Below are 13,479 nucleotides of genomic sequence, written 5' to 3'. Positions count from 1 at the left end.
GGGCCGCTTCGCGCCCCAGCGGGGCGGTGCGACGTTTCGATAAATCCCCTCGCCACAAAGGTTATTGCGGGTCTTCACGCACCTGCACGCTCGCCGTCATCCCCGCGCTCAGGTTTACCCCTTCTGGCGCCTTGTCCAGCTTGATCCGCACCGGAATCCGCTGGGCCAGGCGCACCCAATTGAAGGTCGGCTCGACCTCCGCCAGCAACTGCGCATCGGGATTGGTATTGCGGTCGGTGATGCCGCGGCTGATGCTTTCGACGTGGCCTTGCAGGGCATGACCGGCGCTCATCAACCAGACCTTGACCGGATCGCCCACGCGGATCCTGGGCAGTTTGGTTTCTTCGAAATAGGCCTGCACATAAAACGTTGAATCGTCGATCAGCGCCATGACCGGTTGCCCGGCATTCACGTAGTTGCCCTCGGCCAGGCGCAGGTTGGTGATATGGCCACCCCGTGGGGCCAGGACCTGGCTGCGGGCCAGGTTGAGTTCGGCGACCTTGGCCTCGGCCTGGGCCTCGCGCAGTTCGCCCCGGGCGATGCCGGCGTTGATCTGGGCGTTTTCCCGCAACTCGGCGCTGATAGCCTGGGGCCCCAGAGCGGCGCGTCGACTGGCTTCGTGTTCACGCAAACTCAGTTGCTGCTGCCGGGTCTGGACCACCGCCCGAGCTTTCTCCAGCGCGGCCTCGAAACGTTCGCGGTCGATGCTCAGCAATACATCGCCGGCCTTGACCTGCTGGTTATCCACCGCCTTGAGCTCGCGCACCCAACCTGACACGTCGGGGGCGATCACCACCACGTCGGCGCGAATCCGCGCATCCCGGGTCCAGGGCGTGAGCATGTAGTACTGCCACAGATGAAACCCGGCGAAGATCGCCACGGCCACCACGCTCAGCGTGACGGCAACACGTACGGAAGTACGCATGTTCAACTCCTTATAGCGGTCCGAGGACCACGGTAATAACAGTCAGGACACAGACATACAGGGCGCAGTCGAACAAGGCTTCATGCCAGATCCAGCGCCCGGCCGGCACGAGGCTGAGCAACAGGCGAAGCCCACCGGTCACCAGCAAGGCCAGCACCACATAAATCAAGAACGGGCTGAGCAATACCCCGCCTATCGACCACTCACGCAAGCCCATGGCTCTGCTCCCGTTGTTCAGGTTCGTGCTGACGGCACCAGGCGCGCCAGCTGTTCTGCAATTGCACCACCGCACCCTGGGCCAGTTTCAGCGCATCGCCGGGCGGTTGCGTCGACAACACCTTCAGGAACTCGTTGCTCGCCGGGCCGAGTGCTTCGGCCTGATCAACTGCCGGACCGCGCTCAAGCACCTGCTCCAGCGCATCGAAGTAACGGCGCTGGGCCCGGTTGTCGGGCATTTGGGCGACGGCCAGACTCAAACGCAGGTGCAGCAACTCGTCACCCATGTCCAGGCCAAGCAATCCGTCATCCCAACGGCTACGCGCCGGCACCGGCAGTTCGGGATAGTGCCGCGCCAGTTGCAACAGCCGATCAGCCATGCGTCCGCCGAACCAGCTCTCGGCGCCCCGCAGGCTACGGCGCGTCAACCGCACCAGATCATCCAGCGTGGCGGCCAGCAGGCGCCGGCTATGCCAGGCCGGATCGCGCAAAATCAGCAGGTTGAATGCCAACACCGCCGCACCCACACCGATCATCATCGCTTGAGCATTGTTGAAGAACGCCGCCACGTCATATTTCATGGCATTGAGCGGCGATATCAGCACCACGAAATGCAGACAGAACGAGGTGGCCGTGGCGAAAATCTGCGGCTTGGCCATGCCCAGCGCCCCCAGGAACAGCGGCACGCCCATGGCCATGCACAACATCGCAAAACTGCTCCACTGCGGCAGCAAAATCTCACCGATGACAAACGCCGTCGGCACCGCCAACAGAATTCCCCGAAGAAAACTCATGCCGATCTGCGCGCCGTTTTCACGACTGGCGAACAGACTGCACACCACGCAGGTGAGCACCAGCGCGCCTGAGGCGGCAGGCCAGGCAGTCGCCAGCCAAAAACAGGCGACCGCCAGAAACGCCAGGGCGCTACGCGCACCAAAGACCATGGCTAGGGGCAGGTCACGATGGGGCGCCAGGGTGCGCGGCGGATCCACCGCCTCCCTGCCCTCTTGCACCGCCTTCAAGGCTGCGCAGGCAGCCAGGGCGGTATCGAGCAACAAGGCGAAGCGGGCCAGGCAATAACTTTGCGCCGGGCTGATCAGTGGATCGTGGGATGCATCCAGCACCCGTGGTCGCAAGGCTTGCAGGGTCGCGCTGTCGGCGTCGAGGGCTTGTTGCACCTCGCTCATCCACGGCTTGAGGGCCTCGGCTTCCTCAGGATCGAGTTGTTTCCATTGCCGCCGTACCGAGCGGGAGATGCGCAGCAGCATCAACAGTTTCTGGCTCAGAGCGCTGATGGCCCGAGCCCGTTGCCGACCCAGGCTGCCTTCGAACCAGGCGTGTTCACGCTGGGCGTCCACGGCGACGATCTTGCCGAGGATTTCCAGCAGTCCTTTACGGGCCTGGGCATCGCCCGTCAGGGTGGCACGGGCCGCCTGCATGCCGCTCTGCCAGGCGACACGGGCCTGATCGGCCAATTGCCGCTCGACCCGCAACGGCCAGAGCAACGCGCTGGCCGCCGTGGCGCAGACAATGCCCAGGCTGATCTCCGTACAGCGCGCCACGGCCTGATCGAACACCCCCAGCGGATGGGAAATGGCCGGCAAGGCAATGATTGCCACTGTGTAACCGGCCAGCACGAACGAATAGGACCAGGCGCTGCGCAGCAGTGTGGAGCAAGCCGTGCACAAGCCCAGCCACACGGCCAGCGCCAGTAGGAACAACCAGGGTGCCTGAGCAAACAGCCCCATGAACACCACCGACATGACGGTGCCCACCAGGGTGCCGACCAATCGCGCCAAACCTTTCTGCACCACCATCCCGGACAGCGGTTGCGCCACGATGATCGCGGTCATCAACGCCCATGAAGGCTGCTCCAGGCCCCAGCGCAAGGCCAGCCAAAGCGCCAAGCCGCCACCAAGCACGGTCTTGATGGCGAATTGCACAGCGAGGCGGTCGGGAGCGAACAGGGCCTGGAAAGTAATGGGCACGCGAAAAACTCTTATGGGGACGCAGTAACGATAGATGCAATAAAGGGTGATGGAGGGTGCAATTATTAGCTGGCTATCTATTTGAGTCCAGAGCCACCGTTACATGATCGGCATAAAAAAACGCCAGACAGGCTGGCGTTTTTTTGTACAGCGCGCTTGTTTAGCTGGCGCGCGCCTGGTTACGCAGGGCTTTTACCTGGTCATGGTTGCGCTGCACACCATGATACTGACGCTCAACCAGATCGCGAATACCAACCAGGTTGTGCTTGCTGATTTTCTCCATGGCTTCTTTGTAAGCCTTAAGGGCATGGTCTTCACCGCGCTCGGCTTCGTTGAGCACCGCTTCTTCGTCCTTGCCAGTGAACATGGATTTCACGTCCACCCAACGGCGATGCATATCACCGGCAACGCTGGTGGAGGTTTCCGGATCGCCACCCAGGGCCCGTACGGCAGCTTGCAGCTCAGCCGCGGCGGCAGCGCAGTCTGCGGCGCGCTGGACGAACAAATCCTTGAGTTGTGGATGCTTGATGTCTTCAGCGCAAGTCTTGAAACCTTCCTGACCATCTTTGCTGGTCTCGATCAGGTCGTTCAGGACGGAGATGGATTCTTTGTTGATGTCGGTCATTTTTCAATTCCTTTGCTTGGTGAATAAAAAACCTACAAGGAATATTGCATCGGTCGTGCCAGCCGCAATCACAAATAAAAACATTGAAAATCAATAACTTAATCAATCGTTCGATAACTGTATCCGTGTTCTTTGCATGATCTGTCATTTGGCCTGCATGCAGAATGCCTGTATTTTCCAGGCTGACTGAATCAAGACCCCTACCATGAACCCGGAAAAGCTCGAACTGCTGGTGACACGCCAGATGCCCTTCGGCAAATACAAAGGCCGAATCCTGGCCGACCTGCCCGGGCAATACCTGAACTGGTTCGCTCGCGAGGGTTTTCCTCACGGGGAACTGGGCGGTTTGCTGGCGCTGATGCAGGAGATCGACCACAACGGTCTGTCGGATCTGCTTGACCCCCTGCGTGCCAAACACGGCAAACCCAAGCCCCAACATTGATTGAGCCTCGCCATGCCCGAGAACACCCTGCGCGCCCACGATGAAGCTTTCTGGGAAACTTTTGTGGGTCGCTACGATGTCGACCCCAATGGGCCGCTCAATCTGGAAAACGGCTACTTCGGCCGCATGTCCCGGACCGTGGTCGAGGAGTACCAACGCAATATTGAGTTCGTCAATCGCGGTAACTCGGTGTACGTGCGCCAGCATTTCGACCGGGACCATGGCGAAGCGATTCGCCAGCAAGTGGCGCAACTGATCCACGCATCCCCCACTGGCGTAGCGTTGGCCAACAGTGCCGGAGACGCCCTGCAAACGCTGATTCGCAACTACAACGGTCTCAAGCCTGGCGATCAGGTGCTGATCTGTGATCTGGAATACGCGTCGGTCAAAAGCGCAATGCGCTGGCTGGCCCGGCAGCGTGGCGTAGAGGTGATTGAACTCGTCCACCCGCACCCCGCCAGTTTCGAAAGCCTGGTGGGCACTTATCGCCAAGCGTTCATTCGTTACCCGCGCCTCAAGCTGATGGCGCTGACCTACGTCAACCACCTCACTGGGCTGGTGATGCCGGTCCAGGCCATTGCCGAAACCGCCCGTGAGTTTGGCGTCGATATCATTCTCGACGGTGCCCATGCCCTGGGCCAGATCGATTTCGATCTGAAGAAGCTCGGTATCGAATTCGCCGGGTTCAACCTGCAGAAGTGGATCGGCGGGCCGCTGGCCCTGGGCTTTTTATACATCGCACCGCAACGGCTGGCCGACATCGACCCGGACATGGACGAAGATCATTATCCAGCCGCAGACGTGCGCTCGCGAACGCCCCACAGCACGCCCAATATCCCGGCTTTGCTCACCCTGCCCTTGGTCCTGGAGGAGCACCGCTCATTGGGTGGCGCATCGGCCAAGGGCGTGCGGCTCAGTTATCTGCGCGACCTGTGGGTGAACGCCGTGCGTGATGTACCGGGGATCGAAATCATGACGCCGGACGATCCGCGCCTGTACTGTGGCATCACGTCGATGCGCTTCACCGCCCAGCCCGATCAACAGGCGATGGCCGATCGACTGCTCAATGACTACGGGATCTTCACCGTGGTGCGCAACACCAGTGTCGGGCCGTGTATTCGCATTACCCCAGGGTTGATCACCTTGGCGAAGGATATCGAGCGGTTGACTGCGGCGCTGATTAACCTGAGCCGAATGTAGTTGTGGCGAGGGGATTTATCCCCGCAGGGCGGCGCAGCAGCCCAGCAAGGAGGACTTAACCTATCTGACGCACCGAGATGTCAGGTTTCGGGGCCGCTGCGCGCCCCAGCGGGGATAATTCCCTCGCCACAAATCCAGCGTTCATCCAGCGCGGTACGATAAAACCCAGGCAAAAAAAAAACGGCGCGCCGACCAAGCGCACCGTAAAACCGTAGAACACCCAACGAAGGTTCGGTAAGACAATCAGTCCAGCAGCGCCAGCGCCTCGGCGGTGCACTCCTGGATGCGGGCCCAGTCGCCGTTCTTGATCCACTCAGGATCAAGCATCCAGCTACCGCCCACGCACATCACGTTTTTCAACGCCATGTAGCTCTTGATATTGGCCGGGCTTACGCCGCCGGTCGGGCAGAATTTCACTTCGCCGAACGGGCCGCCCAGGGCCTTGATGGCCGCGACACCGCCGCTGACTTCCGCCGGGAACAGTTTGAAGCGGCGATAACCCAGGCCGTAGCCTTCCATGATGCCGGAGGCGTTGCTGATGCCCGGCAGCAACGGGATCGGGCTGTCGACGCTGGCTTCCAGCAGATCACGGGTGATGCCTGGGGTGACGATGAACTGCGAACCGGCAGCCTCGGCAGCGGCCAGCATATGGCGGTCCAGCACCGTACCGGCCCCGGTCACCAGTTCCGGACGTTGCTCGCGCAGCACCTGGATGGCCTTGAGGCCGTATTGGGAACGCAAGGTCACTTCCAGCGCCGTCAGGCCGCCGGCGGCCAGGGCATCGGCCAGCGGCAGGATGTCCTGCTCACGGGCGATGGTGATCACCGGCAGGATCCGCGCCTTGGCGCAGAGGCTGTCGATCAGGGTAACTTTGTCCGCCATGGAAACGGTCGGGGATGGGTTTGTCATAGCGGCTGATCCTTGGTTCATGGGCACCAGTAAATCTCTAACGTAGGTCGCAAAAACGCGCGGATCGGCATTTCGGCGACATTGTCACCGGCCACCGCAGCGTTCAGGGTGGTCAATTTCGACTGACCGGAAATCGACAGCACTTTGTGTTTCGCCGAGGCCAGCAAAGCGCGACTCATGGTCAGGCGCTGGTGCGGCACGGTGGGCGCCAGCATCGGCCAGCAGCGGCGAGCGCCATTGGCATCCAAGGCTTGAGCCAGGTTCGGACTGTCGGGGAACAACGAGGCGGTGTGCCCGTCATCGCCCATGCCCAGTATCAGTACGTCAATGGGCGGCAGCTCGGCCAGCAAACGATCGGCCTGCTCGGCTGCGGCTTCCAGATCAGCGCTGGCGCTGTAGAGGCTCAGGAACTGGGCCTTGGCCGCCGCACCTTGGAGCAGGTAACGCTTGAGCAGACCGGCGTTGCTGTCAGCGTGTTCAACCGGCACCCAGCGCTCATCGGCCAGGCTCACCACCACGTTCGACCAGTCCAGCGCCTGTTTGGCCAGGCTCTGGAAAAACGCCACGGGGCTGCGACCGCCGGAGACCACCAGGGTCGCCGTGCCGCGCGCCTCGATGGCCTCGCGTAATTGCTCGGCCACCTTCAACGCCAAGCCCTCGGCCAGCAGCACCGGGGTTTTGAATTCGTGGGCGCTGACGCCCTGCGGTAGTTTCACTTCAGATATCGCCATACCATGACCTCCCGTCCCGCGTGATCAGTGCAATGGAGCTCATTGGCCCCCAGGACCCGGCCGCATACGGCTTGGGCGCATCGCCGGATTTCTTCCATCCGGCAATCAACTGGTCACACCACGTCCACGCGGCTTCAATTTCATCTTTACGGACAAACAGGTTCTGATTGCCGTTCATGACTTCCAGCAACAACCGCTCGTAGGCATCGGGAATCCGCGCGCTGCGATAGGTGTCGGAAAAGTTGAGTTGCAACGGACCGCTGCGCAATTGCATGCCCTTGTCCAGGCCTTGCTCCTTGGTCATCACTCGCAAGGAAATCCCTTCGTCCGGCTGCAGGCGGATGATCAGTTTGTTGCTGATCTGCAAGCGCTGCTCGGGGGCGAAGATGTAGTGGGACGGTTCCTTGAAGTGAATGACGATCTGCGACAGTTTCTGCGGCATACGCTTGCCGGTGCGCAGGTAAAACGGAACCCCGGCCCAGCGCCAGTTGCGAATGTCGGCGCGCAGGGCCACGAAGGTTTCGGTATCGCTCTGGGTGTTGGAGTTGGGCTCTTCCAGGTAACCCGGCACCGACTTGCCCTCGCTGTGGCCGGCGATGTACTGGCCGCGCACCACCTGGGTGGTCAGGCCTTCCGGGCTGATGGGCGCCAGGGCCTTGAGCACTTTGACCTTCTCGTCACGGATGCTGTCGGCGGACAGGTCGGCGGGCGGGTCCATGGCAATCAGGCAAAGCAACTGCAACAGGTGATTCTGGATCATGTCGCGCAGTTGGCCGGCCTTGTCGAAATAGCCCCAGCGGCCTTCGATGCCGACCTTCTCGGCGACGGTGATTTCCACATGGGAAATGTAATTCTGGTTCCACTGGGTTTCGAACAGGCTGTTGGCGAACCGCAGGGCGATCAGGTTCTGGACCGTCTCTTTACCCAGGTAGTGGTCGATGCGATAGGTGCGGTTTTCCGGGAAGAACTGCGCCACGGCGTCGTTGACCTTGCGCGACGATTCCAGGTCCGAGCCGATGGGTTTTTCCAGCACGACGCGGGTGTTTTCGCACAAGCCGACCTTCGCCAGGTTCTCGCAGATCGCTCCATACACCGCCGCTGGGGTGGCAAAATAGGCAATGACTTGCTGGGCTGAACCGGCCTGCTCGGCCAGGGCGACATAGTCCTCGGCCTTGAGGAAATCCACGTGCAGATAAGTCAGTCGCCCGAGGAAGCGTTCAACCACGGTCTCGTTCAGATCCTTGTCGCCCACGTAGCGGCGCAACTCAGCGGCGATGAACGCCAGGTGTTGCTGTTCGCTACCCGGCTCCCGGGCCAGGGCAATGATCCGCGTGTCCTCGTGCAACAGGTCCGCGCCATCGAGCTGATAAAGGGCAGGAAACAGCTTGCGCAAGGCCAGGTCGCCCAACGCGCCGAACAAGGCGAAGGTGCACGGTTCAACCGTAATCGAATGCATGATGTTTGTTCTTTTATCAAGTTAAGCTACAAATACCTTTTTTCAAGGCATCACTCAAGGAAAAATGTAGTAATAACCACAACATTTTTCGAAAATACCGATTCCGAGTGGTGGTACACCGGAGCCATCAGTAGGATAGGCCACCGCAAAGGGTCGTATCAAAGACCCGTCTTTCTAGGAATCTTGTATGGACCGCGTGCGAAATTTACTGGAACAGATCCAGAGTCGCCTTGAAGACCTGAACAAGGCAGAACGCAAAGTGGCCGAAGTGATCCTGCTCAACCCACAGCAGGCCACCCGCTTCAGCATCGCCGCCCTCGCCCAGGCCGCTTCGGTCAGCGAACCCACCGTCAACCGCTTCTGCCGTTCATTCGGCGTCAGCGGCTACCCGGAACTCAAGCTGCAACTGGCCCAAAGCCTGGCCAGCGGCGCCGCTTACGTCAGTCGCGCAGTGGAGGCCGATGACAACCCGGAAGCCTACACCCGGAAAATCTTTGGCAGTGCCATTGCCTCATTGGACAGCGCCTGCCAGGCCCTTGATCCCAATTTGATCAGTCGTGCCGTGGATCTGCTGATCCAGGCCCGGCAGATTCACTTCTTCGGCCTCGGTGCCTCGGCACCGGTGGCGCTGGATGCCCAGCACAAATTCTTCCGCTTCAACCTGGCGGTGACCGCCCACGCCGATGTGCTGATGCAGCGGATGATCGCGTCAGTGGCCCACACGGGCGAGCTGTTCGTGATCATTTCCTACACCGGCCGTACCCGCGAGCTGGTGGAAGTCGCACGCATCGCCCGGGAGAACGGCGCGTCGGTACTGGGGCTGACCGCCGAAGGCTCGCCCCTGGCCAAGGCCAGCACCCTGAGCCTGAACATCCCGCTGCCCGAAGACACCGACATCTACATGCCGATGACCTCGCGGATCATCCAGCTCACTGTGCTGGACGTGCTCGCCACCGGCATGACCTTGCGCCGCGGTGTGGACTTCCAGCCGCATCTGCGCAAGATCAAGGAAAGCCTGAATGCCAGCCGGTATCCGGTGGGGGATGAGTTCAACTGATTCGACCTTGGGTATCTTGTCGCCTGATAAACCGCTATCGCGAGCAAGCTCGCTCCCACACTGGATCTTTGGCGTTCACAAGCCCCCTGTGGGAGCGAGCTTGCTCGCGATGGGGCCAGCAGCAACACTCCAGATCCCGAACTAAGCCCCCACCCGCGCCTGCAAACTCAAATGCGCCCGCTCCCCCGGCGCCAGGCACAGGCTGTCGGTGCCGCCGCTGGCCGCTTCGACGCAGACGAACTCCGACACCTCATCCCAGCTCACCCCCAGCAAAGGCCGGGCACCGGGATGCCACACCACGGTATCGGCACTGGCGCCGGTGTCGATGCACAGCTCACGCTGCCAGGCGTGGTCTTTAAGCTGCAGTTCACCCTCATGCTGGAACACCCGCTGACAACCGCCCTCGACCCGCAAATCGCCTTCCTGCTGGCAGGCTGCACGGTTCAACTGGTCGTAGCCCAGCGCGCCTTCAAGCCCAGACAGCGCTATCTCACCAACGTCACCAATACGCCAATAGGCGTGCAGAGCCTGGCTCAATTGACACGGCAGGCTGTCTTGATGCTCGGTGCTCAAGCGTAATTCCATGCGTTCGCCCAGATCGGCGTACAGATCGACCTGCCAGTCGCACAACTGGAGCTGCCAGTGCAGGTGCACACCGTCTTCATCGCTGCGGCTGTCGAGCAGTTTCCAGTCGATCAACCGTGCCCAGCCATGGGACGGCCAGGCGTTTTCGCTGGGATGACGGCCATACCACGGCCAGCACACCGGCACCCCGCCGCGGATCGCACCGACTTGTGGCCACTTGGCCGCACACCACAACCAGGGTTTCTGACCCCGCGGCTGAAAGTGCAACAGCTGCGCGCCCTGGCGACTGAACACCGCCTGGCACAGAGGATGATCGATCACCAACACATCACGTTGCTGATAGCGCTCCCACGCAAACACCGGGCGCTCGCGCAAGGATCTGAAAAAGCGTTGTAGCGGATGCTCATGCATGAGCTGCGGTCCTGGAAATCATTGAGTTACTCATCTGTTTGCAACGCATTTTTTGTGGCGAGGGAGCTTGCTCCCGCTCGGCTGCGAAGCAGTCGTAAACAAGGCAAATGCGGCCTGGCTGAGGCACCGCAGTGAATGGCTTTGGGGTCGCTTCGCAACCCAGCGGGAGCAAGCTCCCTCGCCACAAGTCCAGCGTCAACCAAGCACACTCCGCAAAAAAAAGCGGACAGCCTTGGCCATCCGCAAATATGCGCACATAGAGAGGAGCTTATCGCAACAGCGTTAGAACACCGACTGAATTTTCAGACCGGCGACCAGCGCGTCGTCGACTTCATTCACACCACCCGGATGAGTGATGTATTGCAGGTTAGGGCGTACGGTCAGCCAGTTGGTCACGTGGAAACCGTAGTTGATTTCGTAGTTGTATTCGGTGCCACGCAACGGCGAGAACAACGGATCGTCGTAGTCGCTGACACCATTGGCCGCGTTGACCAGCTCGGCGTTTTTCTTCACATCTTCGTTGACATGGATGCGGGAGAAACCAATCCCGACGTCATCTTTAGGACGCGCATTGAACGGCCCCTTGTACACGAACATCAGCGACTGGTAGTTGTCGACGACGTTGGTTTCCTTGTCATGGAAGGTGGCGTTGGCCGCAATGTTCAGACCGCGCGATGCATCACCGTTGTGGGTGGTGAGCTGTTGCTGCACCACGAACCAGTAGCCATCCTTGCTGCTGTGGCTGCGGTAGGCGTTACCGGTTGTCGCGGCATCCTGGCCATTGTCGTCTTCGCGCACGTCGTCAGCCTTGGCCGTACTTTTGTAGTAACCGACACGGTATTCGCCTGGCAGGCCATTGAGCTTGGGCGACCAGACCAACTCGACCGGAATGAGCGTGCCCTTGGTGCCACTGCCGCTGAGCTTGTAGCGGTTTCCGTTTTCCAGCTGCGAAGGGTTCTGGTTGTAAGCACCGATCTGCGCATAGAGTTCGGGCGTGAGGTTGTACTTGACGCGAATCGCCGCCTGCATGATCGGCCAGTTGTACCAGATGCCGGTTGCCCAGTTACCCGCTTGCGAACCGCAGAACGCCAGGTTCTGGAACTCGCACGGGAAACTGTTGAAATCTTCACCGACCCCGTAATAACCGGCTTTGACATCCAGCTTACTGTCGAAATACTGCTGCTTGATCCACAACTGCGTCAGACGGGTGGTTTGCCCACGGCCCCAGACTTCCTGGGAAGAGCTGAGGGTGCCGGCACGTGGATCACCGATACGGTCGTTGGAGATGTTGCGACCGTCACGGCGAGTGAATTGAATCTTGGCCGTGGTATCACCCCAACCTGCCAGTTTCTCCAGGTCGAGGGCTACACCCAAGCCAAACTGCTGGGACCAACGCGCAGTCTTGTCATCGTTGTAACCGCCGTCGAGATTGGCCCCCATCTCACCGACGAAATCAGCCTTGATATCGATACCTTGCTCGATCAGCCTGGTCCGCTCGCCACCCCAGTCGCCCGTCATCCACTGCGAATCGGCGCTGAAAGCCTCGGCCGCGTGCGCACTACCGGCCAGCATCATCGCCGCAACAGCGGACAATTGGCAGACACGCCGGGCGTTGTTGTTCTTCTTCATCCCTACATCCTCGTCTTTATTGTTATTAACTGTTTTTATCTAACGCGGTTTACAACGATTGCGGCGAATGGTCCCCCACTCACCGCATACTCCCTTGTGGGAGAGAGCTTGTTTGGGAGCAAAGCCCCCTCCCCCATTGGTTCTTCATCGGCCTTTGAACTGCGCTACGTTTGCGGTCCGGGCATCTGTCTGCACTTGGCCGGCCACGCCCAGGCGTTCGCCGGACTTGGCGTCGAACAGCAGCACTTTCGAAGGATCGAATTGCAGCGTCAGGGTCTCCCCCACCTGCGGCGCCACGTCCGGCGCCAGGCGGCAGCAGACCTTGGTGTCGTTCAGGTTGACGAACACCAGCGTGTCCGGTCCGGTAGGTTCGGTGACCTGGACTTCGGCGCGAATGGTCGGCAAACCATTGGGCTCGTTGCCCGCCAGCATGATCTGTTCCGGGCGCAGGCCGAGGATCACTTCACGGTCTTCCAGACCCGCATCCTGCATGCCCATCGGCAGCTCGCAACGAGCCTGGCCGCTGTCGAGCAAGGCCAGCAGACGGCCGTCCTTGCGTTGCAGGCGCAGGGGGATGAAGTTCATCGGTGGCGAACCGATGAAGCTCGCCACGAACAGGTTGGCCGGGTTGGTGTAGATGTCTTTCGGCGTGCCGAACTGCTGGATGATGCCGTCCTTCATCACCGCCACTTTGTCGCCCAGGGTCATGGCTTCGATCTGGTCGTGGGTGACGTAGACCGTGGTGGTCTTCAGGCGCTGGTGCATCAGTTTCATTTCAGTGCGCATCTCGACCCGCAGCTTGGCGTCGAGGTTGGACAGCGGTTCGTCGAACAGGTAGATCTTCGGCCGCCGCGCCAGCGCCCGGCCCATGGCCACGCGCTGTTGCTGGCCGCCGGAAAGCTGGCCGGGCTTGCGATTGAGCAGGTGTTCGATCTGCAACAGCTTGGCCACGCGGGTGACTTCTTCGTCGATGGCCGGCTGGCTCATCTTGCGAATCTTCAGACCGAACTCGATGTTCTCCCGCACGCTCATGGTCGGGTACAGCGCGTAGGACTGGAACACCATGGCGATGTCGCGATCCTTCGGACTCATGCCGCTGACATCCTGGTCACCGATCATGATCGCGCCGCCGGTAATGGTTTCAAGGCCGGCGATGCAGTTCATCAGCGTCGACTTGCCGCAGCCCGAAGGGCCGACGAGGATCAGGAACTCACCGTCCTTGATCGACAACTCGATGTTCTTCAGGGTGTCCGGCAGGCCGGCACCATAGGTCTTGTTTACATTGCGAAGTTCGAGCGTTGCCAT

The 13,479-nt window shown here is 60.6% G+C and carries 13 protein-coding genes; 3 read left to right on the top strand and 10 right to left on the bottom strand.

Annotated elements, in window-relative coordinates; genetic code table 11:
• Positions 1–61 precede the first annotated feature (61 nt).
• From QOM08_RS06440 to QOM08_RS06425, 4 genes are all read right to left on the bottom strand, one after another.
• Positions 62–925: an HlyD family secretion protein gene (locus tag QOM08_RS06440; protein WP_316912719.1), complete on the bottom strand. Its 864-nt coding sequence runs from the start codon at positions 923–925 to the stop codon at positions 62–64.
• Positions 926–935: 10 nt separating this feature from the next.
• Positions 936–1,142 carry a DUF1656 domain-containing protein gene (locus QOM08_RS06435; protein ID WP_047228349.1) on the bottom strand — a complete coding sequence of 69 codons (207 nt, stop codon included), beginning with the start codon at positions 1,140–1,142 and terminating at the stop codon, positions 936–938.
• The gene (locus tag QOM08_RS06430) at positions 1,129–3,129 is read right to left on the bottom strand and encodes an FUSC family protein (protein ID WP_316912718.1); all 2,001 of its coding nucleotides are present in this window, start codon (positions 3,127–3,129) and stop codon (positions 1,129–1,131) included. Before QOM08_RS06430 ends, QOM08_RS06435 begins: the two co-directional genes overlap by 14 nt.
• Positions 3,130–3,289: 160 nt before the next feature.
• Positions 3,290–3,754: a ferritin-like domain-containing protein gene (locus QOM08_RS06425; protein ID WP_047228351.1), complete on the bottom strand. Its 465-nt coding sequence runs from the start codon at positions 3,752–3,754 to the stop codon at positions 3,290–3,292.
• Positions 3,755–3,959: 205 nt separating this feature from the next.
• Between QOM08_RS06425 and QOM08_RS06420 the strand changes: the two genes are divergently transcribed.
• Both QOM08_RS06420 and QOM08_RS06415 read left to right on the top strand, forming a co-directional pair.
• Entirely contained in the window at positions 3,960–4,196 is a 237-nt protein-coding gene (locus tag QOM08_RS06420) for a DUF3820 family protein (RefSeq protein ID WP_047228352.1), read from the top strand.
• A 12-nt stretch (positions 4,197–4,208) separates the two neighbouring features.
• Complete coding sequence (locus tag QOM08_RS06415; RefSeq protein WP_316912717.1) at positions 4,209–5,396, top strand: aminotransferase class V-fold PLP-dependent enzyme; 1,188 nt, start codon at positions 4,209–4,211, stop codon at positions 5,394–5,396.
• A 243-nt stretch (positions 5,397–5,639) separates the two neighbouring features.
• Here the strand turns inward: QOM08_RS06415 and QOM08_RS06410 are convergent, their stop codons facing one another.
• Genes QOM08_RS06410 through zwf form a run of 3 tightly spaced genes read right to left on the bottom strand, consistent with a single transcriptional unit; the run spans position 5,640 to position 8,492 of the window.
• Positions 5,640–6,305: a bifunctional 4-hydroxy-2-oxoglutarate aldolase/2-dehydro-3-deoxy-phosphogluconate aldolase gene (locus tag QOM08_RS06410; RefSeq protein WP_047228354.1), complete on the bottom strand. Its 666-nt coding sequence runs from the start codon at positions 6,303–6,305 to the stop codon at positions 5,640–5,642.
• Positions 6,306–6,322: 17 nt separating this feature from the next.
• Positions 6,323–7,036, bottom strand: coding sequence for a 6-phosphogluconolactonase (gene pgl / locus QOM08_RS06405; protein ID WP_316912716.1), 714 nt, complete (start codon positions 7,034–7,036; stop codon positions 6,323–6,325).
• Positions 7,023–8,492 (bottom strand): glucose-6-phosphate dehydrogenase, encoded by a 1,470-nt coding sequence (gene zwf, locus QOM08_RS06400; RefSeq protein ID WP_047228356.1) that lies wholly within the window; start codon positions 8,490–8,492, stop codon positions 7,023–7,025. Before zwf ends, pgl begins: the two co-directional genes overlap by 14 nt.
• Before the next feature lie 196 nt (positions 8,493–8,688).
• Between zwf and QOM08_RS06395 the strand changes: the two genes are divergently transcribed.
• Positions 8,689–9,549, top strand: coding sequence for a MurR/RpiR family transcriptional regulator (locus QOM08_RS06395; protein WP_171061416.1), 861 nt, complete (start codon positions 8,689–8,691; stop codon positions 9,547–9,549).
• 141 nt (positions 9,550–9,690) lie between these two features.
• Here the strand turns inward: QOM08_RS06395 and QOM08_RS06390 are convergent, their stop codons facing one another.
• From QOM08_RS06390 to QOM08_RS06380, 3 genes are all read right to left on the bottom strand, one after another.
• Positions 9,691–10,545: a D-hexose-6-phosphate mutarotase gene (locus QOM08_RS06390; RefSeq protein WP_047228357.1), complete on the bottom strand. Its 855-nt coding sequence runs from the start codon at positions 10,543–10,545 to the stop codon at positions 9,691–9,693.
• A 282-nt stretch (positions 10,546–10,827) separates the two neighbouring features.
• A complete protein-coding gene (locus QOM08_RS06385; RefSeq protein WP_047228358.1) occupies positions 10,828–12,174 on the bottom strand; it encodes a carbohydrate porin in 1,347 nt (448 codons plus the stop codon).
• A gap of 144 nt (positions 12,175–12,318) precedes the next feature.
• The gene (locus tag QOM08_RS06380; RefSeq protein ID WP_047228359.1) at positions 12,319–13,479 is read right to left on the bottom strand and encodes an ABC transporter ATP-binding protein; all 1,161 of its coding nucleotides are present in this window, start codon (positions 13,477–13,479) and stop codon (positions 12,319–12,321) included.

Source organism: Pseudomonas sp. P105 (genome assembly GCF_032614175.1).
GTDB classification, from domain to species: Bacteria; Pseudomonadota; Gammaproteobacteria; order Pseudomonadales; family Pseudomonadaceae; genus Aquipseudomonas; species Aquipseudomonas rhizophila.
This window is presented reverse-complemented; position numbering and strand designations above follow the sequence as displayed.

Excerpts from the sequence above, each read along its gene's own strand:
- QOM08_RS06425 (WP_047228351.1), bottom strand. The coding sequence starts at position 3,754 with ATGACCGACATCAACAAAGAATCCATCTCCGTCCTGAACGACCTGATC.
- QOM08_RS06380 (WP_047228359.1), bottom strand. The coding sequence starts at position 13,479 with ATGGCAACGCTCGAACTTCGCAATGTAAACAAGACCTATGGTGCCGGC.
- zwf (WP_047228356.1), bottom strand. The coding sequence starts at position 8,492 with ATGCATTCGATTACGGTTGAACCGTGCACCTTCGCCTTGTTCGGCGCG.
- QOM08_RS06415 (WP_316912717.1), top strand. The coding sequence starts at position 4,209 with ATGCCCGAGAACACCCTGCGCGCCCACGATGAAGCTTTCTGGGAAACT.
- QOM08_RS06440 (WP_316912719.1), bottom strand. The coding sequence starts at position 925 with ATGCGTACTTCCGTACGTGTTGCCGTCACGCTGAGCGTGGTGGCCGTG.
- QOM08_RS06385 (WP_047228358.1), bottom strand. The coding sequence starts at position 12,174 with ATGAAGAAGAACAACAACGCCCGGCGTGTCTGCCAATTGTCCGCTGTT.
- QOM08_RS06435 (WP_047228349.1), bottom strand. The coding sequence starts at position 1,142 with ATGGGCTTGCGTGAGTGGTCGATAGGCGGGGTATTGCTCAGCCCGTTC.
- QOM08_RS06420 (WP_047228352.1), top strand. The coding sequence starts at position 3,960 with ATGAACCCGGAAAAGCTCGAACTGCTGGTGACACGCCAGATGCCCTTC.
- pgl (WP_316912716.1), bottom strand. The coding sequence starts at position 7,036 with ATGGCGATATCTGAAGTGAAACTACCGCAGGGCGTCAGCGCCCACGAA.
- QOM08_RS06410 (WP_047228354.1), bottom strand. The coding sequence starts at position 6,305 with ATGACAAACCCATCCCCGACCGTTTCCATGGCGGACAAAGTTACCCTG.
- QOM08_RS06390 (WP_047228357.1), bottom strand. The coding sequence starts at position 10,545 with ATGCATGAGCATCCGCTACAACGCTTTTTCAGATCCTTGCGCGAGCGC.